The organism is Pseudomonas salicis (assembly GCF_057128705.1).
Genome location: NZ_JBSKHU010000005.1, coordinates 645,074 through 668,724 on the forward strand (window position 1 = coordinate 645,074; position 23,651 = coordinate 668,724).

Sequence of the window (23,651 nt, forward strand, 5' to 3'; positions counted from 1 at the left end):
TGGAGATTTTTGTGTTCACACCCATCCCCGTCACCGTTCTGAGCGGTTTCCTCGGCGCGGGCAAGACCACGTTGCTGCGTCACCTGCTCAAGGAAGAGCACGGCTTGAAAATCGCCGTGATTGAAAACGAATTCAGCGATGCCGGGGTCGACACCCAGTTGCTCGGCAGCGAGCCGGTGCAGGTGATGACCCTGTCCAACGGCTGCGTGTGCTGCACCATCCACACCGACCTGACCAAAGCGCTGGTTTTGCTGCTGGAGCGACTGGACAGCGGCGAGATCAAGTTCGACCGTCTGGTGATCGAATGCACCGGCCTCGCTGACCCGGCGCCGGTCGCACAGACTTTCTTCATCGACGAAGAACTGCGTGAGCGTTACATCCTCGACGGCATCATCACTCTGGTGGACGCGGCTCACGCCGACACCCATCTGGAACAGACCATCGCCCAGGCCCAGATCGGCTTTGCCGACCGTCTGCTGGTGAGCAAGACCGATCTGGTGGACGCGGCCACGTTCAAAGCCCTGAGCGAGCGGCTGACCCGTATCAACCGCCGGGCGCCGATTCGCGTGGTCGAGCACGGCAAGATCGATCTGGCCGAACTGCTGGATGTGCGCGGTTTCAACCTGAACGCCGACGTCGGCGGCATGGTCCTGCGCCCGGCAGCCCCCGCAGGTCGTGGCATCGACCGCATCAGCAGTCTGGTCTTGCGCAGCGACAAGGCGCTGGACATCGACAAGCTCAGCACCTTCATGAACGACCTGCTGGAAGAGCACGGCAAGCAATTGCTGCGTTACAAAGGCGTGCTGAATATCGCCGGTGAAGACCGCAAGCTGGTGTTTCAGGGCGTGCTCAAGCTCTATGGTTTTGATTTCGACGTGGAGTGGGGCACGGACGAGAAGCGTGAGAGCGTGATCGTGTTCATTGCCGACGATCTGCCAGAAGACAAGATTCGGGAAGGGTTTGCGAAGGTCGCGGCGCAATAAGGCAGTACGCCGAACCCTGTGGGAGCAAATTCATTCGCGATTCGGTCGTACAGCCGATAGATGTGTATTGGATGTACCGTCCAATCGCGAATGAAGTCGCTCCCACAGGTTTGATCGCCGACCGTCAGACATAAAAAAGCCCGGCTCAAGCGCCGGGCTTTTTCACATCAAGCAACCGCTATCAAGCGCCGTAAACCGGCAGCTTGGCGCAGATGGCTTTGACTTTCTCGCGAACGCCGTCGATTACGGCTTCGTTGTTCAGGTCAGCCAGGATGTCGCAGATCCAGCCTGCCAGTTCCTTGCACTCTGCTTCCTTGAAGCCGCGAGTGGTCACAGCCGGGGTGCCGAAGCGCAGACCGGAGGTGACGAACGGGGAGCGTGGATCGTTCGGCACGGAGTTCTTGTTCACGGTGATGAACGCACGACCCAACGCAGCGTCAGCGTCTTTACCGGAGATGTCCTGCTTGATCAGGGACAGCAGGAACAGGTGGTTCTCGGTCCCGCCGGACACCACGTCAAAACCGCGCTCGATGAACACAGCGGCCATGGCCTTGGCGTTTTTCACCACTTGTTGCTGGTAAGCCTTGAACTCAGGCTGCAGTGCTTCCTTGAAGCAGATCGCTTTAGCCGCGATGACGTGCTCCAGAGGACCGCCTTGACCGCCTGGGAAGACAGCGGAGTTCAGCTTCTTCTCGATGTCGGCATTGGCGCGCGCCAGGATCAGGCCGCCACGTGGACCGCGCAGGGTCTTGTGGGTGGTGGTGGTCACGACGTCAGCGAAAGGCACCGGATTCGGGTAGACGCCCGCTGCGACCAGACCGGCCACGTGGGCCATGTCGACGAACAGGTAGGCGCCGACTTTGTCAGCGATAGCGCGGAAACGCGGGAAATCCAGCACCTGCGAGTAAGCCGAGAAACCGGCCACGATCATTTTTGGCTTGTGCTCGACCGCCAGACGCTCGACTTCGTCGTAGTCGATCAGGCCGTTGCCGTCGATGCCGTATTGAACGGCGTTGTACAGTTTGCCGGAGGACGAAACGCTGGCACCGTGGGTCAGGTGACCGCCGTGGGCCAGGCTCATGCCCAGAATGGTGTCACCAGCGTTCAGCAGGGCCAGGTAAACGGCGCTGTTGGCCTGCGAACCGGCGTGCGGCTGGACGTTGGCGTAATCAGCGCCGAACAGCTCCTTGGCGCGGTCGATGGCCAGTTGCTCGACGATGTCGACGTACTCGCAACCACCGTAGTAACGCTTGCCTGGGTAGCCTTCGGCGTATTTGTTGGTCAGCACCGAGCCTTGGGCTTCCATGACAGCCGGGCTGGTGTAGTTTTCCGAGGCGATCAGCTCGATGTGCTCTTCCTGGCGCTTGGCTTCTTGTTCCATAGCGGCATACAGGTCGGAGTCGTACTTGGCGATAGTCAAATTACGGCTGAACATGGCGGTCCTCGGGGATCGGGCAGTAGAAAAGGGGGGCATTCTACAACATCGCGTTTTATCTGGCATATGAAAGGCGGTCATGCGGCAGATGAGCGGATTACAGCTTCGAGCTTTAAGCCTCAAGCTGATCGCGTAACGGCTTCTGTTTTTGCCATGTGCTTTTATTTGCTCCGACCTTCAAGCCATATAGTGCGAGCACCGCAGGCCTGCTTCTGCTCGCAGCTTGCAGCTCAAAGCTCGCGGCTGCTTCTAGTCCAGCATGAAGAGCGCGTCATTGCTGAACTGGGCTTCGAACCGCGCGGGAGGCATCGGGCGGCCGAACAGGTAGCCTTGCACCTCATCACAGCCGTGCTCGCGCAAGAACTCCAACTGCTCGTAGGTTTCCACGCCCTCTGCGATCACCGCCAGGTTGAGGCTGTGGGCCATCGCGATGATGGCGCGGGCGATCTGCGCGTCTTGTTCACCCGAAGGCAAGCCGTCAACGAACGTGCGGTCGATTTTCAGCACATCGATCGGGAACTGCTTGAGGTAGTTCAAGGACGAGTAGCCGGTGCCAAAATCGTCCACCGCAATGCTCAGGCCCAGACGCTTGAGCCCGGCGAGAATCTGCATGGCCTCGCTGACCTCGCGCATCAGGATGCTTTCCGTCAGCTCAAGCTCCAGACAGGCCGGGGACAGGCCGGTCTCCTGAAGGATGTTGGCGATGCGCATGCCGAGCTGTCCATCGGAGAACTGACGTGCGGAAATGTTGACCGAGACTTTCGGCACGCGGACTTTCGCCAGGTGCCATTCGCGCAATTGGCGACAGGCTTCTTTGATGACCCATTCGCCGACTTCGACCACCAGCCCCAGTTCTTCGAGCACCGGAATGAAATCGCCGGGCGGCACCAATCCGCGGGTCGGGTGGCGCCAGCGGAGCAGGGCTTCGGTCCCGGTCAGACGCTTGCCGTCGCCACTGAACTGCGGCTGGTAATACAGCGTGAACTCTTCCTGCTCCAGCGCATGGCGCAGATCGCTTTCCAGCTCCAGACGCTCCAGAGCGCTGGCGTTCATGTCCGCCTGATAGAACTGGAAGTTGTTCTTGCCGCGCTCCTTGGCGTGATACATCGCGGTGTCGGCGTTCTTCATCAACTGGCTCAGCTCATTGCCATCCTGAGGACTCAGGGCAATGCCGATACTGGCCGTGACGAAGAACTCGCGGCCTTCCAGTACGAAGGGCTTCACCAGACTGGCGAGGATCTGTTCGGCCACATGGATGGCGCGGGTCAGCGCCGCCTGCTGCGTGGCGCCGGGTTGCAGCAGCAACGTGAATTCGTCCCCGCCCATGCGCGCCACTGTGTCGTCTTCGGCGACGCACCCCAGCAGCCGCGCGGCCATTTCCTTGAGCATGCGGTCCCCGGCGGCGTGACCCAGGGAGTCGTTGATGGGTTTGAAGCGATCCAGGTCGAGAAACATCAGCACGACCCAGGCGTGCTGGCGCTCGGCATGCTGCAAGGCCGTGTGCAGACGGTCTTGGAACAGCGTCCGGTTCGGCAGGTGCGTTAGGGCGTCGTAATACGCGAGGCGATGAATGCGCTGTTCGCTGGCCTTGCGCTCGCTGATGTCACTGAAGAAGCACACGTAGCTGGCAAGGTCGCCTTCATCATCGAATACCGCCGTGATGCCGACCCATGCCGGATAATGCTCGCCGTCCCGACGCTTCAGCCACAACTCACCCTCCCAGCTGCCGCGCTGGTGCAACTGCTTGAGGATGTAACCCATGTGGGCTTCCTGTTGGTCCTCGACGGTCAGCATCATCGGCAGTTGATCGAGTACCTGGGAAACGGCATACCCGCTGACCCGACTGAATGCGTCGTTGGCCTGCACGATGTAGCCCGCAGGGTCGGTGATCAGGATCGCCGAGGTCGAGTGTTCGAACACCGTCGCCGCCATGCGCAGGTCTTTTTCCGCCCGGCGCTGCTGACTGATGTCACGGCCTACGCCGAGAATGCCTTCGAAGGCACCGGCCTCGTCCCACAACAACACCAGACGTAACTCAACGGGGATTTTGCGTCCATCCGCCCGCAGACAGTCGAACAGGTACAGCTGCGTGGTCACTTCGTTGCGCAGCTCCGTCAATGTCTCGGGCTTGTTGAGCGCCTTGCCGATGCGGTTCAGCAGGGCCTGAAGACTCGCCAGTTGTTGAGGGTTGGCGATGATCGAATTCCAGCCGTTCTGCAGAATCCAGTCGGCGCTGTAGCCCAACACGGCGTTGACCGACGGGCTGACGTAATTGGGGCGCAGCTTCTGATTGGTGGAGAAAATCACGTCGCTGATGCTTTCCGCGAGCATGCGATAGCGCTGTTCGCTGTCACGCAGAGACTGGCTGGCCTCGATCTGTTCGGTGATGTCCTTGGCGACGCCGATGATGCGCGTCACACGACCATTCTGGTCTGGCGCCAGGGCTTGTTCGCGGATATCAAAGCGCCGCCAGCGACCTTGGCGATCCCGGAAGCGCAACTGGCATTCCGTGAGGTCTCGACGGCCTTCTTCAGTGCGGGTCAGGCGCAGTTGTTCATAAGGGTCGGTGTCATCAGGGTGCAGCAGAATTTCCCAGAAATACTCGCCCATCTGCTGCAAGTCTTCCTTGCTGTAGCCCAGGGTCTGGCCCAGATGGTGGTTGCTGTAGATCATGCGACGGCTGACGACGTCCTGCACGTAGAGGTGATCGGGAACCGTGCGCACCACGTCCGACCAGAAGCTTTCGCGCTCCAGCAGCGCCAGCTCGGTCTGTTTGCGGTTGGTGATGTCGTTGATGTTCAGGATGACGGCGTTGAAGTCCTCTGGCTGCTCGGGCAACCGAACCACCAGCCAGAGGTGATGATCCTGGCCATCGGCGTTGGGCAGCACAATCTCCAGTTCCAGTTGAGGCTGGCGATCCAGCACCGCACTGATCAGTTGCACACCGATGCCGTTGCGCGACCGTGGGCAACCCTCGATCAGTTGCTGCCAGACACGCGCCGAAGAGTCGGCATTGAGCAGCGTGGCCGCAACCTGGTTGACCTCGGTAATGCGTAGCTGATGCAACAGGCCGCTCAACTGGTCCGGATGGTTGATCAGGCGTTTGTGCAATTCATCGCTGGTGGTCAGTTGCAGGTGCTTCAAATAGTCCGGCAGACCGGACAAGTCCAGCACGCACAGCGCGACGCCGGTGCCTTCAAAGATGTCCTTGTAGCGGCGACGACTCTCGTGCAATTGCAATTGGCGGCGACGCAGGCTGCGCAGGGCCAGCAGCGGAAGGATCGAGCACAACAGCGCGATCAGGCATTTGGCGACGAGCGGGGCGATCAGCGCCTGACGGGTTTTGCTGGCGTCGAACAGACCGCGCAATTGCCAGTCGCTATTGGTCAGGGGTTCGAGGAGGACTGTCTGGGCCGCGCTGTCGGTCCGATTGTCGTCCGCAGGCTCCGCCTCATAGATGACGTGCTCGGTGGTGCGGTTCTCCAGCCGCCACGTCGCGCGAAAATCCTGATCACTTTGCCGAGTCAGGTTTTTCATCACCTGCGGGTCGAGTCGGATGGCCCAATGGCATTCTTCCCGGTTTCCTGGCTGGCGTACGAACAGGTAGAGCGTCGAGCCGTCCAGTGAGTCAGCGTAATAATAGGTGCGACCGTTGATGCGCTCGCGCTGTTCAGTCAAAAAACTGACATCTGCACTGTTGTTGGCGCTGTCGCTGAGAATATTGGCGTCTTCATCAAGCCACGCCACGCTGCGCATTCCCGGCAGTGCCAAGCGCAGGCGTTCCAGGGTTGCCGACCGTTGATCGGCCACGGGCGGTTCGCCTTTGGCATCGTCCAGAATGTTGAGGGCCACCTGCGCACTGAGCGCCATGTTCAAGCTCAGACGGTCGGCCAGCTGAATGCTGTAGTCCACGCTACGCTGGCGTTGGCGGTCCTGAGTCTGCTGAAATTGTTCGACCAGTTGCCATATCAACAGCGCGAGCATGAGCAGCACCAGCACTGCCAGCGCACCTTTGGGCGAGCTTCGAAAAGCTGCGGCCGTCGCGCTTTTGGGTGAGCGCAACGGGGAAGTGGGTGTTGGTGTGGACAAACTGGTGATCCTGACTGCTGGACTGAATCAGCGTGTGCGAAATGCACTATAAGCCTGACGCCCAAATGGCGGCTAGCATGCCCTGAGTTGTGGCTAAGTGCCAGCCCTTAAGGCCCGCACGGTTTGCCCTCTCGACTGCATTCGGGTAGCTTTGCGCCACGCGCGATGTGCCCGAATCTGCAAGCCGGTTTTCTGCAAATGGCTGCAATGCTTGCAAACTTTGCTCCAGCTTGACGACCGATACTCGGAAGTTTTGTCGCAACGCTTCTGTTCGTGCCTTATTCATTCAAGGCCCGGATGCGTCGCACGACAAGTCGCAACGCTAAATAAACGTTTTTTTTGCGACGAGGCACCGGGTTTGCGCGGCAAACCGGGCTCGCGCCTTTATTCACAGTCCTAACCAGGTTTTCATTCCATGGCTCAATACGTCTTCACCATGCATCGGCTGAGCAAAGTTGTTCCGCCGAAGCGGGAAATCCTGAAAAACATCTCCCTGTCGTTCTTCCCGGGCGCCAAGATCGGTGTCCTCGGCCTCAACGGCTCGGGTAAATCCACACTGCTGAAAATCATGGCCGGGGTCGACACCGAGTTTGATGGCGAAGCGCGCCCGATGCCGGAACTGAACGTCGGTTACCTGCCGCAAGAGCCGCAACTGGACCCGACCAAGACCGTGCGTGAAGTGGTCGAAGAAGCCGTCAGCGTGATCAAGGACGCTCAAGCGCGTCTGGATGAGGTCTACGCGGCGTACGCTGAGCCGGACGCCGACTTCGACAAACTCGCGGCCGAACAGGCCAAGCTCGAAGCCATCCTGCAGGCCAGCGATGGCCACAACCTTGAGCGTCAACTGGAAGTCGCCGCCGATGCGCTGCGTCTGCCAGCCTGGGATGCCAAGGTCGAACACCTGTCCGGTGGTGAAAAGCGTCGCGTGGCCCTGTGCCGCCTGCTGCTGTCGGCGCCTGACATGCTGCTGCTCGACGAACCGACGAACCACCTGGACGCCGATTCCGTTGCCTGGCTCGAACATTTCCTGCACGACTTCCCGGGCACTGTGGTTGCGATCACGCACGACCGTTACTTCCTGGACAACGTCGCCGGCTGGATTCTGGAGCTCGACCGCGGCGCGGGGATTCCTTACGAGGGCAACTATTCGGGCTGGCTGGAAGCCAAATCCGATCGTCTGGCCCAGGAATCCAAGCAGCAATCGGCCCACGAAAAAGCCATGAAGGAAGAACTGGAGTGGGTGCGCAAAGGCGCCAAGGCTCGTCAGTCCAAATCCAAGGCCCGTCTGCAACGCTTCGAAGAAATGCAATCGCAGGAATTCCAGAAGCGCAGCGAAACCAACGAGATCTACATCCCGGCCGGTCCACGTCTGGGCGACAAGGTCATCGAATTCAAGAACGTCAGCAAGGGCTACGGCGATCGCGTGCTGATCGACAACCTGTCGTTCTCCATGCCCAAAGGCGCCATCGTCGGCGTGATCGGCGGTAACGGTGCCGGTAAATCGACACTGTTCCGTATGCTGATGGGCAAGGAACAGCCGGATTCGGGTTCCATCGAAATCGGTGAAACCGTGCAACTGGCGTGCGTCGATCAGAGCCGCGACGATTTGGACGGCAGCAAAACCGTGTTCGCGCAGATTTCCGACGGTTCCGATCAGATCAAGATCGGCAACTACGAAATCCCGTCGCGCACCTACGTCGGACGTTTCAACTTCAAGGGCGGCGATCAGCAGAAGTTCGTGAAGGACCTGTCCGGTGGTGAGCGCGGTCGTTTGCATTTGGCGCTGACGCTGAAAGAGGGCGGCAACGTTCTGCTGCTCGACGAACCGTCCAACGACCTCGACGTCGAAACCCTGCGTTCCCTGGAAGAAGCCCTGCTGGACTTCCCGGGCGCCGCCATTGTGATTTCTCACGATCGGTGGTTCCTGGACCGTGTGGCGACTCACATCCTGGCGTACGAAGACGACTCGCAAGCAGTCTTCTTCGAAGGTAACTACACCGAGTACGAAGCCGACCGCAAAAAACGCCTCGGCGATGCTGCTGCCCAGCCGCACCGTGTGCGACACAAGAAACTGGCCTGATCCCTTGGGGTCGGTGTCATAAAAACGGAGCCTTCGGGCTCCGTTTTTTATGGGAAAAAATCTGCGGCACTCATTTTTCGGCAGGTGCCAGGGTTTCACTGGGAGCGAATTAGTCGCGAAGAATAGGCCAGACGATAGATACGCATCGGCTGTGAGCCCTTATCGCGAATGAATCGCTCCCACAGGGTTATCCATCGCCGCGTAATTCGGCGCCCATGGCTCACCCTTACTCAAACATCTGCATCGATCCGCACCACTTCAATCACCTGATCTCCCGCCGGACGCTTCCACGTCACCTCATCCCCTTCGTGCGCGCCCAGCAACGCCTTGCCCAGCGGGGAGGCCCAATTGATCAACAGAGCCGCCGCGTCGGCCTGATCCTCTCCCACCAACTGCACCCGTTGCTGACGATCCTCCTCATCGGCGAACGTCACCCAACAGCCAATCTGCACCTTGTCGGTGGTGTTTGCCGCCGAGACCACCTGCGCGCTCTGCACCCGTTGATTGAAGTAACGCAGGTCACGCTCGATATCGGCCAGACGCTGTCTGTCTGCCGCCTCGCCCAGTGCCGACTGCGTGCCGTGCTCTTCCTGCAACGCCGCGACGTGGGCTTGCAACTGAGCAAGCCCACGGGCGGTGACGTAATTGGGATGTGTGCTGACGTGACGCTCCACCGGCTGGCTGGCCTGCGCAGCGGCATGGTCTTCATTGACGAAGGCCCGACTCATGGCGTGCTCCCTTTCGTGACTGACTGCCTACGCGTTGGGCCATGTTGGCATCCCGTAAGTTTCGCGAAATGCCTGGCAGCGACACAGGCATCAGTGGGAGCGATAGGCCTTGGCGGCGTCCTGGGTTTTCTGTTGGTCCCAGGCTCGATCACGATCATTCCAGATGCTGTCCCGGCCCTGGTCCTGAACATTGCGATTGGCCAACTGGCCCTGACATTGATTGAAACCGTCGCTCCAGCCTTGCGCATAAATCGTATCGCGCAAGTAACGCTGCACATCCTTTTTGTATTGCCCCTTCATGGGGTCGATGGATTGACGACCGCTGCCGCAACCATCCTGAAACCCGTCAGCGAAAGCAGGCGGATAGCCTTCAGACACTAACTGGTCGTGGGTAGACTGACATCCGGCCACCACTAAACAGCACCACAGCACAACCCAGCGCGTATTCATTTCCGTATTCCTCGACTTATGTAAAAAGTCTAGAAGCGGATTCGTAAGTTATTTGTAAAAGGCGTGTGATAAATCCATTAACCGATGCTCGGTCAGCCCTGATTAGTTCCCGATTTCCGCCTGACGGCCGCCATGGGTGAAAAAACTTCTGGTAATTTTTTTCTAGACAACCTGAAAAACAGCCAAGGTTGTTAAACTGCCGAGCTGCGTAAAACGGCTTAGGAAGATTGATGAACCTTAGAACGATCCTTATTCTCGGCGCCCTCAGCGCATTTGGCCCGATGGCCATCGACTTTTATCTTCCTGGCTTCCCCGCGATGGCGTTGGCATTCGGGACTGACGAGAAGCACGTCCAGATGACCCTGGCGTCCTACTTTCTCGGGCTGAGTATCGGGCAACTGGCTTATGGCCCGATTGCTGACCGTTTCGGGCGACGCATCCCGCTGCTGTTCGGAGTAGGGCTGTTCACGCTGGCTTCTCTGGCCTGCGCCTTTGCCCCTGGGCTTGAATGGTTGATCGCCGCCCGCTTCGTACAGGCCTTGGGCGGCTGCGCGGGAATGGTGCTGTCTCGCGCAATCGTCAGCGACAAATGCTCCCCGGTGCAGTCCGCCAAAGTATTTTCGCAACTGATGCTGGTGATGGGATTGGCGCCCATTCTGGCACCGATGCTCGGCGGCCTGCTGGTGAACGTCTACGGTTGGCAAGCCATCTTCCTGACGCTGACCCTGTTCAGCGCACTCACGGCGCTCGCCGTTGCGCTTGGATTGCCGGAAAGCATGCCCCCCGGGCATCCGCGCTTACCACTTTCGGGCGCATTGGGGTCTTATTGGGCGCTGTTCGGCGACCGGATCTTTCTGGGCCACGCCTTGACCGGCGGGATTGCGATGGCCGGTATGTTTTCTTACATCGCGGGATCTCCTTTCGTCTTTATCAAACTGTATGGCGTTCCTGCTGAGCATTACGGCTGGTTGTTCGGCACCAATGCCGCAGGTTTCATCCTGGTGGCGCAAGTCAATGCCCGCCTTGTGGGGCGTTTCGGTCCGGCATGGCTGCTGTCCCGTGCGGTCTGGCTTTATTGCAGCGCAGCCGTCGTGCTGCTGACGATTGCCTCGCTGCACACTCAACAACTGTGGCCGTTGTTGATTCCGCTGTTCATTTACATTGCCAGCCTGGGCTGCATCATTCCCAATGCCTCCGCGTGCGCAATGGCCGGACAAGGCAAGCGTGCCGGAAGCGCGTCGGCTCTTCTCGGTTGCCTGCAATTCAGCGTGGCAGCGGGTGCTGCGTCGTTAGTGGGGTTTCTCCACGACGGCACAGCGGTTCCAATGGCGACCGTCATCACGCTGTGTGGTGTGTTGGCGGTAGGGTTGGCGATGGTGACCCGCCGCGCTCAGCAAAAACGTGATGCGGCGATGCCTCACGCCGACGTCCGCATTTGAACCCTGCACTGCGACGCACGGCGCGTCGCAGTCAGGCGGCCCTGATCCAGAGTGTCGGACGTCTCCGAACCTGTTTGATCGTGTCCGGTGCGTAGAAAAATCGAAACTAATAGGTTGCCTTTTACTACTTTAAAAAAGACATTTCTTACAGCTCCGCTTCTGTAAAAATAAAACAGCTGATTTTTCAATCAGAGAATCTCGTGGTCAGAGTTAGACTAATGGATGTTTTTTTTGAGAGGTATCGGAGAGTTTGTTGTAGGCAATTACCGTGGTCGTCGGATGAGACGTTTGCGTGAATCGGCCTGAAAGCCCCGCGAGTCGTGCATGCTGACGCTTGGTGAATGTTTGTTGGGCACGCCACACAGGGGAGCCTTTGCGTCACTTTTTGCTGACAATACTGACAAACTTCAGTATCAAGTATCCGCGAGCCGATTCTCTCGGGTGATGCAACGCTTATACTATGCCACCACTGTGAATCCGATTTAATGACAAGACATTGAACCTGTTGTGGTCGCGCGGACGAATCTGTATTGCCACACGACTTCTGTTGCACAGAGTTTTCAAGATATGACGTAAATCAAGGCCATCATTCGGTCATGGCAACACTGTTGGCTGCTTACGATATGTGGCGACCCGGCCACCGTTATACGAATGTTTCAACAGGGAGTGAAAACATGGAACATGCACCTTGCATCAGCCAGATTGCCGCACTGCTGGCGGACCCGAAACGCAGCGCGATCATGTGGGCATTGTTGGATGGGGCCTCTCGGGCGGCGGATGAACTGGCACTGCTGGTGGGGCTATCCACGTCATCGGCCGGCGCGCATCTCGCACGGTTGGCGTCCGGTGGCTTGCTCAGGCTGGAAACGCGAGGCAAAAAGCGATATTTCCGGCTGGCTGCACCGGAGGTCGGCACCGCAGTTCAGGCGTTAGCCAGTGCATCGGTGATCAGCGCGGAAGTCATCAGCCGCAGCGTCGCACAGCCGTTGCCGCAGCTGCCTTTACGTCGAGCCAGCGTGTGCTCCGATCATTTGGGCGGAGAGTTGGCGACAGCGCTGTATCAACGGTTACTCGGTGCTGGCTGGATCGAGCAATGCGATCAACGGCTGGAAGTCACCAGTGTTGGCATTTCCCGGTTCGCCGAGCGGGGCATCTTCGTTCCAGCGCTTGCTCTTCGGCAGCGCGAAACCGTGTGCGCCTGCATCGATTGCAGTGATGTGCACCCGCATCTTGGCGGGGCATTGGGAGCCGGGCTGCTGCAGCTATTCATGCAGTTGGGCTGGTTGCGTGCTACGGAAGAGGCGTGCACGTTGCAGGTTTCTTCAAACGGGCAACGGGAAATCAGCAAGATAGCGGCAGCGGCTTGATCAGGCGGAAGGAGGGAAACGCTTTCAAGGGGCGGCAGGCTAACGATCAAACCGTGGGGGCGACACGATTCGCCCCCCACGAATTACCCGTTCAGGGTTTTACCAGCCGTGCATCCAGGCTGTTCTGAGCCAGGCGTTTCGCCTGGTCTTGCGTCATCCCCAGGTGTTCATGCAGCGCGTGGAAGTTTTCGGTTACATAGCCGCCGAAATACGCCGGGTCATCGGAATTGACGGTGACCTTCACGCCTCGTTCCAGCATGTCAAGAATGTTGTGCTGGCTCATGTGGTCGAATACGCACAGTTTGGTGTTGGACAGCGGGCAGACGGTCAGCGGAATCTGCTCGTCGATGATCCGTTGCATCAATCGCTCATCTTCAATCGCCCGTACGCCGTGATCAATGCGCTGAATTTTCAGCAGATCGAGCGCTTCCCAAATGTATTCAGGGGGGCCTTCCTCTCCAGCGTGCGCCACGGTCAGGAAGCCTTCGCTGCGCGCGCGGTCGAACACACGTTGAAACTTGCTCGGCGGGTGACCCATCTCTGAACTGTCGAGACCGACGGCAACGAAGGTGTCGCGATAGGGCAGGGCCATGTCGAGGGTTTTCTGGGCGTCGTCTTCACTCAGGTGCCGCAAGAAGCTCAGAATCAGGCCGCTGCCAATACCGAGTTGCTCTTTGCCATCTTTCAGTGCTTTCGAAATCCCGTTGAGGACCACTTCGAAGGGGATGCCCCGATCAGTGTGGGTCTGTGGATCGAAGAAGGGCTCGGTGTGAATCACGTTCTGCGCTTTGCAGCGCTGCAGGTACGCCCACGTCAGATCATAGAAATCCTCCTCGGTGCGCAGCACATCCGCGCCTTGGTAATAGAGGTCGAGAAACTCCTGGAGGTTGTTGAAGGCATAGGCCTTGCGCAGCGCTTCAACATCCGTCCAAGGCAGGGCGATCTTGTTGCGTTCGGCCAGCGCGAACAGCAGTTCAGGCTCCAGCGAGCCTTCCAGATGCAGGTGCAATTCAGCCTTGGGTAAGGCGTTCAGCCAGTCGTACATGTGCTTTTTCTCATCAGGTGCAATGGCCGGCATTCTACAGAGTCATGCGCATCGACTGGTTAAAAACCTGACCGAAAGGTTCAGGTCCGGACGGCAACGATCATGCTCCCGTACGGAATCGGGCTGCAGTGCGTGACACACGTGTCTTGAAACCTTTATTTACAACAAGCACTCTCATCGCCGTGAGCACTAATCACTCCATGGATGTGCGGCCTCGGTCGCGAGGACAAGAGGCAACGATGGGCACGATTCTCAAGCAAGAAAAGTTTCTTCTGTTAGCGGCGATCGCGACCTGTTTCGCCTACCCGTTCGAGCACCAGTTGCTCAGCCACGGCAACACCGTCGCGCTGATCGCGGGAATTGTCCTGGTAGCCTTTATCGTCTGTGCTTCGATGCGCGTGGCGCACCACGCCGAACTGCTGGCGGAAAAGGTCGGGGACCCTTACGGCACCATGATCCTGACCCTATCGGCGGTCCTGGTCGAGGTCGTCATTCTGGCGATCATGATGAGCAACGAACCCTCACCGACGCTGGTGCGGGATACCATTTATTCGGCGGTCATGCTCGACATCAACGGCATTCTCGGTCTCGCCGCGTTGATGGGTGGGCTCAAGCATGGAGAACAGTCTTACAACGATGACTCCGCACGCTCCTACAGCGTGATGATTCTGACCGCGATGGCCGTGTCGATGGTCGTGCCCGAGTTCATCCCCGAGTCGAACTGGAAGGTGTACTCCGGCTTCACGATCGGCGCGATGATCCTGCTTTACGCGCTGTTCCTGCGCATGCAAGTGGGGCCGCACAGTTACTTTTTCAGCTACAGCTATCCCGATAAGAAGCGTCGCAAGGATCAGCCGGAGCACGCCGTCGAAGAAGTGAACCTGTCGCTTTCCATCGGCATTCTGGTGTTTGGTGTGGTGATCATCGGCGCGTTGGCGGAGGTCATGTCCAAGACCGTAGACCTTGGCCTGGAAGGCAGCGGGGCGCCGCCAGTCATGACCGCGATTCTGGTGGCCGCGATTTCCGCAGCGCCCGAAATCCTTACCGCCTTGCGTGCCGCGTTGGCCAACCGCATGCAGTCGGTGGTCAACATCGCGCTGGGTGCGTCATTGTCGACGGTGATCCTGACGGTTCCCGTGATGGAAGCGATGGCGCTGTACACCGGCCAGCCATTCCAGATGGCAATGACGCCGGTGCAAACCGTGATGATCTTCGTCACCTTGATGGTGAGCGCCATCAACCTCAACGACGGCGAAACCAATGCCATCGAAGGCATGACTCACTTCGTGTTGTTCGCAACGTTTGTGATGCTGTCGTTGATGGGCTTATAGATGATCTGTAGCAGCAAGGCTTGCTGGCGATAGCGTCTTCAAAATCACTGCCGCCGGCAAGCCGGACTGCTACAGCGTGTCACCTCACCCTTTGATCAACTCCGCTGCCGCCTGCCGGTGATCGGCGATCAAACCTTTCAGATCCAGCCCCTCGACCTGCCCATCGATCACCCGCCATTCGCCGCCAATCATCACCCGGTCCGCACGATCAGCCCCGCACAGCAGCAAGGCTGACAGCGGGTCATGGCTGCCGGAAAAACGCAGCTCATCCAGCCTGAACAGCGCCATGTCGGCCTGTTTCCCTACGGCCAGTTCGCCAATGTCGCTGCGGCCCAGCAGTTGCGCCGACCCTCGCGTCGCCCAGCCTAATGACATCTCGGGGGTGATCTTCTCGGCGCCATAACGCAATCGTTGCAAGTACAACGCCTGCTTCGCTTCGAGAATCATGTTCGATCCGTCGTTGGACGCCGAGCCATCGACGCCCAAGCCAATCGGAGCGCCCGCTGCGCTTAGGTCGAGCGTCGGACAGATCCCCGACGCCAGGCGCATGTTCGAACTCGGGCAATGGCAAATACCGGTTCCCGCTGCGCCCAGCCGGGCGATTTCCTGCTTATTGAAATGAATGCCGTGAGCGAGCCAGGTCCGCGGTCCGAGCCAACCCACGCTGTCGAGATAATCCACCGTGCGCAGGCCAAAGCGTTGTAGGCAAAAGTCCTCTTCGTCCAGCGTCTCGGCCAAGTGAGTGTGCAGGCGAACGTCGAGTTTTTCAGCCAATGCAGCGCTTTCGGACATGATCTCGGTGGTCACGGAAAATGGCGAGCAGGGCGCCAGCGCGATCTGGATCTGCGCACCTTCGCCACGCTCGTGATAACGCTCGATCAGCCGCTGACTGTCCTCCAGAATCACCTGCCCCTGCTGGACCGTTTGCTGTGGCGGCAGGCCTCCATCGGCCTCGCCGAGACTCATCGACCCTCGCGTCAGCATCGCTCGCATGCCCAACTCCCGCACAATCTCGACCTGGACATCGATAGCCTGCTCCAGACCGTCCGGAAACAGATAATGATGATCGGCGGCAGTCGTGCAGCCGGACAGCAACAGTTCGGTCAGTGCAACCTTGCTCGCCAGCGCCAGCTTTTCCGGCGTGAGTCGTGCCCATACCGGGTACAGGGTTTTCAGCCATGGAAACAAAGGCTGATTGACCACTGGCGCCCAGGCACGGGTAAGGGTTTGGTAGAAGTGATGGTGGGTGTTGATCAGCCCCGGCAACAGCACATGTTCGCGGGCATCGAAGACCTGATCGCACGGCTGGGCAGGCGATTGGCCCGAGGCGAGCATTTCGACAATCATACCGTTCTGCACCACCAGCCCACCTCGGGCATCGAGGTCATTGGCGGTAAACACGGCGAGGGGAGTTTTCAACCAGATGCGGATAGCGGGCATGGGCCGGCTCCTCTGAAAAGTGGATTCAGGTAGCCAGCTCAGTTTTGCCCTGTCTGCTGATCCAGGGTCGCCGCGCCGTTGGATCGGGCGCGAGGCGAAGGGGAGTTTAGGTGCGTCCGTTGAGGCGATGCAAGATGCCGTGTGTGGAATCTTCAGCAGCACATTGCCTGCGGCGTTATTGAATTCACCGCCGCCGGCAAGCCGCACGGCTACATAAGCGAAGCGATTACCAAGGAATCGATTCCCCTTTGTAATTCACGAAATGGTGCCCACCTTTCCCGGCGAACCATTCCAATTGCTCAACCATTCCGCGAACGCTGGTTTCCACGTCGATGTCGGCGCCTTCGCCGCCCATGGCGGTACGGACCCAACCCGGATGCATGGACAGCACGGTAGGTTTGTTGTCGCCCAGTTGAGTGACGAAGGTGTTGGTCATGGAGTTGAGCGCCGCCTTGCTCGCTTTGTAGAGCGCCATTTCGGGGGCGTCAGGCATGGTCACGCTGCCCAGGACCGAGCTCATGAAAGCAATGACGCCCGTGTCCGGCCGGATTTGGTCGACGAAGCGTTTGGCCAGCCGAATGGGTGCCACGGCGTTGGTCAGGAACAACTGGCCCAGTTCGCCCGCGGTGGCATCGGTAGGAGAGGGGTGCAACGGGCCCATGATGCCGGCGTTGACGAAGAGAAGGTCATAAACCTGACCCTTGAGATTGTGAGTGAGGACCTCCAGCGAGGACTGCTCATCCATGTCCAGCGTCTGGATATGCACGCGGGGGTGGCTTTCAGGTCATCGGCCTTGAGCGCATCACGAACGGTGGCCGTAACGTCCCACCCTTGTTCAGTCAGACGTTGCACCAGCCCAAGGCCCAGGCCACGAGAGGCGCCAATGATGAGCGCAGTTTTTTTGGCAGACATGAATGTCACTCCTTGAAGAACTAAACGGGCAGGGTTAGCAGAGTGGACCGCACGCAGAGCCAGGAATTTATTTTTCCGGCGTAACGGTCCGCTGACTCTGGCGATCCCTGTGGTGGTGGCCGAACCTCCAGCGGTTGTCGCGAACAGAACAGTGTTGCAGCGTAGTGTCAATTTGGTTCAGTTTTCTTGTACAAAAAATGACCAAATCCCGCTGAGCAAGATAGCTTCGGCATTGTGGACAACGTTGCACGTGTTATCCACAGGTTGCTCCACAGTTAATGTGCGCAAGCTCAAACAGTGGGTATAAGGGCCGTGCGCGTAGGACCCCGTCGCGATAAGGCGTGCTAACCCCCTGTTTTTTGGCCGTTTTACGCAGTGGATAAGGGAATTGTGCGAAAAATGATCAGAATCGTGCGCGCTATATAAATCAAGGCCTGCAGCTGGATATGCTCAGTTTGTCCACAGCCGGATGCACAGTAGATGTGGGCAACGATCTGTGCTCGCTCCTCAAGCCCACGCATGTCATTCAGCGCCATCCTCGCGCAGAACAATACGCCCGCGACTGATGTCGGACAGCTGACGTTGAAACGTCTGAATGTGATCCGGGCCCAGTGCGACCGAGAGATCCACACCTACCGCCGTGAACTGCTCGTCCTGTAGCAGCCCGTTGAGTTCAGCCAGTCGCAGCTTGACCAGCGTCAGTTCGCTGAAGGTGCAGTCGAAGTGGAGCAAGACACGGTTGACCAGCGGCAGGCGCTCCGCTTGTTGCAGGCATTTGTTTGCACCGCCACCGTACGCTCGGGCCAGGCCGCCAGTGCCCAACTGAATGCCGCCGTACCATCGAATCACCAACACCACGACTTGATCGAAATCCTGCGCCTCGATGGCCGCCAAAATGGGGCGCCCCGCCGTGCCGCCGGGCTCGCCGTCATCCGTGCTGCGGTACTGCGCGCCTAGCTTCCAGGCCCAGCAATTGTGCGTGGCATTATGGTCACTGTTTTGCTCGATGAAGGCTTGAGCGTCGGCGGGGCTGCTGATAGGCGCAGCAAAGGTGATGAAGCGGCTTTTGCGAATTTCCTCGCGAAATTCGCAAGGGCCGATGAGGGTCGAAGGCATGACGGTTCCAGCTGAAATCAGGACGTTTCGTACATTCAGATCGGAGGCGTCAGCCCACAACCTTTGAGAATGATGCGAATCAGGTTGGTGCCGGCATCGTCCATGTCTTGCTTGGTCAGGCGCGAGCGTCCGGTCACCTGGCAGATTTGCGTGGCGAAATCGGCGTAATGCTGAGTGCTGCCCCACAACAGGAAGATCAGGTGCACCGGATCGATCGGGTCCATTTTTCCGGCATCGATCCACGCTTGAAACACCGCGGCCCGTCCCTGGAACCAGGCCCGGTAATCTTGACTGAAATACTCATTCAGGCATTCGCCGCCGCTGATGATTTCCATCGCAAAAATGCGCGAGGCCTGTGGCTGGCGGCGGGAAAACTCCATCTTCGCGCGAATGTATTGAGCCAGCGCCTGAGCGGGATCGTCCTCGACCTTCAGGTTATTGAACGTGCTGTCCCACAGCTGAATGATGCTGCTCAAGACCGCGATGTACAGCCCCAATTTGTTGGTGAAGTAATAATGCAAGTTAGCCTTGGGCAGCCCGGCGTTCTGCGCAATGGTGTTCATGCTGGTGCCTTTGAACCCGTGACGAGCGAACTCGTCTTCGGCAGCCTTCATGATCGCTTCTTCATTCTTTTGACGAATTCGGCTCGCCGGTTTGGCGGCGCTGACGCTGTGAGCGGGGACTTCAAGGGCCATGTGCGGTTCCAGACGGATCATTGGGTGCGACGGGGTGAACAGATAACGCACCAAAGGCGATCCGACAAGCGTTCATGGTGGAAATTAGTGCCCAAGTGCCTCCATTTCCTTTTCAGCGCGAACCTCCTTGCTTTCTGGCAGCACGAGGCACATGACGATGGCGGTCAGGCCGCCGCTGGTAATCGCAGAGTCGAACAGGTTTCGCACCAGCATCGGTAGATGTTGCAGCAATGCCGGTTGAGCGGCGATGCCCAGCCCAACGCCGAACGAAGTGGCGATGATCAACATGCTGCGTCGATCCAGCGGGGCTTGCGCGAGGATGCGCACGCCCGCAGCGGCAACGCTTCCGAACATCACCAACGTCGCACCACCCAGCACAGGTTTTGGAATTTGCTGAAGAATCGCACCGATGACTGGGAAAAGACCGAGCAAAAAAAGAATCGCTCCGATGTAGAGACCGACGTAGCGGCTGGCCACGCCCGTCAGCTGAATCACCCCGTTGTTCTGCGCGAACGTGGTGTTGGGGAACGCACTGAACGTCGCGGCGATCATGCAGCTCACGCCATCCCCCAATACACCACCTTTGAGACGTGCAATGTAGGTCGGGCCTTTGATCGGTTCGCGGGAGAGCATGCAATTGGCAGTCAGATCGCCGACGGTTTCGATACTGCTGATCAGATAAATCAACGCGACGGGCAGGAAGGCCGCCCAATCGAAGTTGAAACCGAACCGAAAGGGCATAGGAATACTGACCAACGCGACATCGCTTATGGAATGAGGGACCAGCTTGCCGCTGAACCAGGCTGCGACACTGCCCACTGCCAACCCGATGATAATTGCCGACAGCCGCACCCAAGGCGTACTCGAACGATTGAGCAAAATGATCACCAACAACACGAATGCGCCCAGCATCAGATTGACCGGTTCGCCAAAATCAGGAGCATTGAAGCCGCCGCCCAGGTCGGTCACACCCACCTTGATCAGGCTGACGCCGATCAGGGTGATGACGATCCCGGTCACCAGCGGCGTGATGACCCGGCGCAACTGGCCAATGAAACGGCTGAGCACGATCTGCACGACAGCGCCGAAAAAACACACGCCGAACACCATGGCCATGATGTCTTCGGGGCTGCCCCCACGTTGCTTGACCATGAATCCTGCGGACAGCACGGCACCGAGAAACGCGAAGCTGGTGCCTTGCAAACAAATCATCCCGGCGCCGATGCCGAACGGACGACGCGCCTGAATGAAAGTGCCTACACCCGACACCATCAACGCCATGCTGATCAAGTAAGGCAGGTAGGCACCCAGTCCCAATGCGGACCCAATGATCAGCGGCGGCGTGATGATGCCGACAAATGCCGCCAGTACGTGCTGAGCAGCAGCCAGAATGGCCGGCGCAGGTTTCGGGCGGTCGTTGAGGCCGTAGATCAGATCGTTATTGTCTGGCGCTTCAGGTTGCATGCTGGACTCTCGGGTTTTGTGTCTGGCCTGTTCGATAAGTCTGGCCCCGGCGAAACATCGCGAACCCGCAGGCGTGAGCAGACTCGTGATCGGGAGCGTTCAGCTATCGAACCTCTATTGAAAGCCTCGTTGCAAAAACCTGTCCACATGATCAGATACGGTTTCTTTTTATTTCGATAAACCTATAAAAATCAGACGATTAAAATTTTATTGGCGATTTTTAAGGGGATGCATATGGCTTCGGTTGCGGCGTTGCTGCCTCATCGTGTGGCGGCCAGGCTCTCTAGAAAGCTTTCCAGCACCAAATGCGGGCGGCGACCTTTGCGCGTCACCGTCACCAGACTCAAATCGTAAAAACGCGACAGAGGTTTCAGGGCTCGCAGCCGACCCTGTTGCACCCAGAACGTTGCATAGTGATCTGGCAAGTAGCCAATGTAACGGCCGGTGAGGATCAGGAACGCCATGCCCTCTCGGTCAGACGCGCTGGCAGTGCATTTCAGCGCCTGATAGTGCGCCTGGATATCTGCCGGCAGGCGAAAGGTCGGCGCGATCGCTTCCTGGTCGGCCAGACGTCCATCGCTAAGTTGCGCGTCGTCTACATAGAAGAGGGGATGACCAACGGCGCAATACAGCAACGAGCGCTCGCTGTAGAGCGACTGATATTCAAGGCCTGACAGCGCGTTGGCTTGGGGAACTACACCCACGTGCAAGCTGCCATCGAGCACGCCTTGTTCAACTTCGTTGGGCGCGACCATACGGATATTGATGTGCACGTCCGGACCGAGCTCCTTGAGCTCCGACAACGCATGGGTGATCCGCATATGGGGGAGGGTGACCAGGTTATCGGTCAGCCCAATGTTCAGCTCACCCCGTAAGTGTCGGTGAAGGCCGTTCACCTCTGTGCGAAAACTCTCAAGTGCGCTCAAGAGTTGTAGCGATGACTGATACACCTCACGGCCTTCTTCCGTCAGCGAAAACCCTGCCCGGCCACGTTGGCAGAGGCGCAATCCGAGCCGTTGCTCAAGATCACTCATCTGCTGACTAATGGCAGAGCGGCCAATGCCCAAGCTACTTTCGGCGGCAGAGAACCCACCCGCTTCGACTACGCTTCGAAAGATTCGCAACAGGCGGATATCGAAGTCGCTGACTTGCGCCAAAGGATCGGAACGGCGTGTGCTCATTGTTTAGTGGTCCATGAACTAAAGATCATAAAAGCGGGGTTTTAGCGACTTTATGCCCGTGGCAACGTAGCTGCAACCCGGCCCGGCTTCAGGGCTTTTGATGACCGACCACCCACGTCCTTGTGAGGTTATTCCAATGAACATGCCCGAATCGTCCGATATGTCCTTGGCCAGTCAGCTCAAGCTCGACGCGCACTGGATGCCCTACACCGCAAACCGCAATTTCCAGCGCGATCCCCGATTGATCGTTGCGGCAGAGGGCAGCTATCTGACAGACGATAAGGGCCGCAAGATCTACGATGGACTTTCTGGTCTGTGGACCTGTGGTGCCGGGCATACGCGCAAGGAAATTCAGGAAGCCGTCTCGAAACAGCTGGGCACGCTGGATTACTCGCCGGGCTTCCAGTTCGGCCACCCACTGTCTTTCCAGCTTGCCGAAAAGATCACAGACCTGACGCCGGGTAACCTGAACCATGTGTTCTATACCGACTCGGGTTCCGAGTGCGCCGATACTGCCGTGAAAATGGTGCGAGCCTACTGGCGCCTTAAAGGGCAGGCGACCAAAACCAAAATGATCGGTCGTGCCCGTGGGTACCACGGCGTGAACATTGCGGGCACCAGCCTGGGTGGCGTGAACGGTAACCGCAAGATGTTCGGTCAATTGATGGACGTTGATCATCTGCCTCACACGTTGCTCGCGAGCAATGCCTATTCTCGAGGCATGCCAGAGCAAGGCGGGATCGCATTGGCCGACGAAATGCTCAAGCTGATCGAGCTGCACGACGCCTCGAACATCGCAGCGGTCATCGTGGAACCTATGGCGGGCTCGGCGGGCGTGATCGTTCCGCCGCAGGGCTATTTGAAGCGCCTGCGTGAAATCTGCGATCAGCACAACATCCTGCTGATCTTCGATGAAGTGATCACTGGCTTCGGTCGTACTGGCTCGATGTTCGGTGCCGACAGCTTCGGTGTGACCCCGGATTTGATGTGCATTGCCAAACAAGTCACCAACGGCGCGATTCCGATGGGTGCGGTGATTGCCAGCAGCGAGATTTACCAGACGTTCATGAATCAAGCGACGCCTGAGTACGCCGTGGAATTTCCTCATGGCTATACCTACTCCGCGCATCCGGTAGCGTGCGCTGCAGGTCTGGCGGCACTGGATATCCTCCAACGCGAGAATCTGGTGCAGCAGGTGGCCGAGACAGCCCCGCATTTCGAAAACGCGCTGCACGGTTTAAAAGGCAGCAAAAACGTGATCGACATCCGCAACTACGGTCTGGCTGGCGCCATTCAGATCGCCGCACGGGATGGTGACGCGATTGTCCGTCCGTTCGAGACCGCGATGAAACTGTGGAAGGCGGGTTTCTACGTGCGCTTCGGTGGCGACACCTTGCAGTTCGGGCCAACCTTCAACAGCAAACCCCAGGATCTGGACCGCATGTTCGACGCAGTGGGCGAAGCGCTCAATCAGATCGACTGAGTCTTCTTTCAGTTCTTCACAGGCGCAGCTTCGGCGATCAAGGCGTCTGAGGTTATGGCGCGGCACCGCGATAAAGTGAGTGGCTATATATAGAAGACGGCATGGCCGCGGCTGACAACTGGGTGAGCGATGGCCGTGGGTGGGCCATCTACACGGCCTCTTGCAGCTCAAAACGTGAAACTTCCAGCTAATTTCAAATTAGGGGTTGACGCCCCTCCGGATGTGTCTATAATTCGCCCCACTTCCGGCGCAGTCGGAACCGAAAACTCCTTGAAGATCAAAGAGTTACAGGTTCAGGATAGCGAGGAAATGCTTCGGTTCTGGTGTTCGAATCGACAGCGGTGAAAAAGGTGGTTGACAGCAAGTTGTAACGCTGTAGAATTCGCCTCCCGCTGACATGAGACGCCAAGTCG

Annotated in this window: 16 protein-coding genes and 1 pseudogene; 6 read left to right on the forward strand and 11 right to left on the reverse strand. The window is 58.4% G+C overall.

Going from position 1 to position 23,651, the window contains the following annotated elements:
• Window positions 1-11: 11 nt before the first annotated feature.
• Entirely contained in the window at window positions 12-983 is a 972-nt protein-coding gene (gene yjiA, locus ACWKWE_RS21305; protein ID WP_166598405.1) for a GTPase, read from the forward strand.
• Window positions 984-1,164: 181 nt separating this feature from the next.
• Here the strand turns inward: yjiA and glyA are convergent, their stop codons facing one another.
• Window positions 1,165-2,418 carry a serine hydroxymethyltransferase gene (glyA, locus tag ACWKWE_RS21310; protein ID WP_166598404.1) on the reverse strand — a complete coding sequence of 418 codons (1,254 nt, stop codon included), beginning with the start codon at window positions 2,416-2,418 and terminating at the stop codon, window positions 1,165-1,167.
• A 249-nt stretch (window positions 2,419-2,667) separates the two neighbouring features.
• Complete coding sequence (locus tag ACWKWE_RS21315; protein WP_483851612.1) at window positions 2,668-6,507, reverse strand: bifunctional diguanylate cyclase/phosphodiesterase; 3,840 nt, start codon at window positions 6,505-6,507, stop codon at window positions 2,668-2,670.
• 415 nt (window positions 6,508-6,922) lie between these two features.
• On the opposite strand from ACWKWE_RS21315, the gene ettA reads away from it, so the two are divergent.
• Window positions 6,923-8,587 carry an energy-dependent translational throttle protein EttA gene (gene ettA, locus ACWKWE_RS21320; protein ID WP_166598403.1) on the forward strand — a complete coding sequence of 555 codons (1,665 nt, stop codon included), beginning with the start codon at window positions 6,923-6,925 and terminating at the stop codon, window positions 8,585-8,587.
• Between the two features lie 230 nt (window positions 8,588-8,817).
• On the opposite strand, the gene ACWKWE_RS21325 is transcribed toward ettA, so the two are convergent.
• The gene (locus ACWKWE_RS21325) at window positions 8,818-9,315 is read right to left on the reverse strand and encodes a GreA/GreB family elongation factor (protein ID WP_166598402.1); all 498 of its coding nucleotides are present in this window, start codon (window positions 9,313-9,315) and stop codon (window positions 8,818-8,820) included.
• A gap of 90 nt (window positions 9,316-9,405) precedes the next feature.
• Window positions 9,406-9,765, reverse strand: a complete 360-nt coding sequence (locus ACWKWE_RS21330) for a hypothetical protein (RefSeq protein ID WP_166598401.1) — start codon at window positions 9,763-9,765, stop codon at window positions 9,406-9,408.
• A 230-nt stretch (window positions 9,766-9,995) separates the two neighbouring features.
• Between ACWKWE_RS21330 and ACWKWE_RS21335 the strand changes: the two genes are divergently transcribed.
• On the forward strand, window positions 9,996-11,204 hold the full coding sequence (locus tag ACWKWE_RS21335; RefSeq protein WP_483851613.1) for a multidrug effflux MFS transporter: 1,209 nt from the start codon (window positions 9,996-9,998) through the stop codon (window positions 11,202-11,204).
• 674 nt (window positions 11,205-11,878) lie between these two features.
• Entirely contained in the window at window positions 11,879-12,571 is a 693-nt protein-coding gene (locus tag ACWKWE_RS21340) for an ArsR/SmtB family transcription factor (RefSeq protein WP_166598399.1), read from the forward strand.
• A 91-nt stretch (window positions 12,572-12,662) separates the two neighbouring features.
• Here ACWKWE_RS21340 and ACWKWE_RS21345 read toward each other — a convergent pair whose 3' ends face one another.
• On the reverse strand, window positions 12,663-13,616 hold the full coding sequence (locus tag ACWKWE_RS21345) for an adenosine deaminase (RefSeq protein ID WP_166598398.1): 954 nt from the start codon (window positions 13,614-13,616) through the stop codon (window positions 12,663-12,665).
• Window positions 13,617-13,855: 239 nt separating this feature from the next.
• On the opposite strand from ACWKWE_RS21345, the gene ACWKWE_RS21350 reads away from it, so the two are divergent.
• Window positions 13,856-14,947 (forward strand): calcium:cation antiporter, encoded by a 1,092-nt coding sequence (locus ACWKWE_RS21350; RefSeq protein WP_483851614.1) that lies wholly within the window; start codon window positions 13,856-13,858, stop codon window positions 14,945-14,947.
• An 84-nt stretch (window positions 14,948-15,031) separates the two neighbouring features.
• On the opposite strand, the gene ACWKWE_RS21355 is transcribed toward ACWKWE_RS21350, so the two are convergent.
• From ACWKWE_RS21355 to ACWKWE_RS21380, 6 genes and pseudogenes are all read right to left on the reverse strand, one after another.
• Window positions 15,032-16,387 carry an 8-oxoguanine deaminase gene (locus ACWKWE_RS21355; RefSeq protein WP_483851615.1) on the reverse strand — a complete coding sequence of 452 codons (1,356 nt, stop codon included), beginning with the start codon at window positions 16,385-16,387 and terminating at the stop codon, window positions 15,032-15,034.
• Between the two features lie 226 nt (window positions 16,388-16,613).
• Window positions 16,614-17,299, reverse strand: a pseudogene (locus ACWKWE_RS21360) (SDR family oxidoreductase).
• Between the two features lie 522 nt (window positions 17,300-17,821).
• Window positions 17,822-18,415: an IMPACT family protein gene (locus ACWKWE_RS21365; RefSeq protein WP_483851616.1), complete on the reverse strand. Its 594-nt coding sequence runs from the start codon at window positions 18,413-18,415 to the stop codon at window positions 17,822-17,824.
• 35 nt (window positions 18,416-18,450) lie between these two features.
• Window positions 18,451-19,110 (reverse strand): TetR/AcrR family transcriptional regulator, encoded by a 660-nt coding sequence (locus ACWKWE_RS21370; RefSeq protein ID WP_166598393.1) that lies wholly within the window; start codon window positions 19,108-19,110, stop codon window positions 18,451-18,453.
• 84 nt (window positions 19,111-19,194) lie between these two features.
• Entirely contained in the window at window positions 19,195-20,574 is a 1,380-nt protein-coding gene (locus tag ACWKWE_RS21375; RefSeq protein ID WP_483851617.1) for a uracil-xanthine permease family protein, read from the reverse strand.
• A gap of 260 nt (window positions 20,575-20,834) precedes the next feature.
• Window positions 20,835-21,755: a LysR family transcriptional regulator gene (locus ACWKWE_RS21380; RefSeq protein WP_166598391.1), complete on the reverse strand. Its 921-nt coding sequence runs from the start codon at window positions 21,753-21,755 to the stop codon at window positions 20,835-20,837.
• A 136-nt stretch (window positions 21,756-21,891) separates the two neighbouring features.
• On the opposite strand from ACWKWE_RS21380, the gene aptA reads away from it, so the two are divergent.
• Window positions 21,892-23,238, forward strand: coding sequence for an omega-aminotransferase AptA (gene aptA / locus ACWKWE_RS21385; protein WP_166598390.1), 1,347 nt, complete (start codon window positions 21,892-21,894; stop codon window positions 23,236-23,238).
• The last annotated feature ends 413 nt before the right edge of the window (window positions 23,239-23,651 follow it).

Excerpts from the sequence above, each read along its gene's own strand:
- glyA (WP_166598404.1), bottom strand. The coding sequence starts at position 2,418 with ATGTTCAGCCGTAATTTGACTATCGCCAAGTACGACTCCGACCTGTAT.
- ettA (WP_166598403.1), top strand. The coding sequence starts at position 6,923 with ATGGCTCAATACGTCTTCACCATGCATCGGCTGAGCAAAGTTGTTCCG.
- ACWKWE_RS21325 (WP_166598402.1), bottom strand. The coding sequence starts at position 9,315 with ATGAGTCGGGCCTTCGTCAATGAAGACCATGCCGCTGCGCAGGCCAGC.
- ACWKWE_RS21330 (WP_166598401.1), bottom strand. The coding sequence starts at position 9,765 with ATGAATACGCGCTGGGTTGTGCTGTGGTGCTGTTTAGTGGTGGCCGGA.
- ACWKWE_RS21335 (WP_483851613.1), top strand. The coding sequence starts at position 9,996 with ATGAACCTTAGAACGATCCTTATTCTCGGCGCCCTCAGCGCATTTGGC.
- ACWKWE_RS21340 (WP_166598399.1), top strand. The coding sequence starts at position 11,879 with ATGGAACATGCACCTTGCATCAGCCAGATTGCCGCACTGCTGGCGGAC.
- ACWKWE_RS21345 (WP_166598398.1), bottom strand. The coding sequence starts at position 13,616 with ATGTACGACTGGCTGAACGCCTTACCCAAGGCTGAATTGCACCTGCAT.
- ACWKWE_RS21350 (WP_483851614.1), top strand. The coding sequence starts at position 13,856 with ATGGGCACGATTCTCAAGCAAGAAAAGTTTCTTCTGTTAGCGGCGATC.
- ACWKWE_RS21355 (WP_483851615.1), bottom strand. The coding sequence starts at position 16,387 with ATGCCCGCTATCCGCATCTGGTTGAAAACTCCCCTCGCCGTGTTTACC.
- ACWKWE_RS21365 (WP_483851616.1), bottom strand. The coding sequence starts at position 18,415 with ATGCCTTCGACCCTCATCGGCCCTTGCGAATTTCGCGAGGAAATTCGC.
- ACWKWE_RS21370 (WP_166598393.1), bottom strand. The coding sequence starts at position 19,110 with ATGGCCCTTGAAGTCCCCGCTCACAGCGTCAGCGCCGCCAAACCGGCG.
- ACWKWE_RS21375 (WP_483851617.1), bottom strand. The coding sequence starts at position 20,574 with ATGCAACCTGAAGCGCCAGACAATAACGATCTGATCTACGGCCTCAAC.
- ACWKWE_RS21380 (WP_166598391.1), bottom strand. The coding sequence starts at position 21,755 with ATGAGCACACGCCGTTCCGATCCTTTGGCGCAAGTCAGCGACTTCGAT.
- aptA (WP_166598390.1), top strand. The coding sequence starts at position 21,892 with ATGAACATGCCCGAATCGTCCGATATGTCCTTGGCCAGTCAGCTCAAG.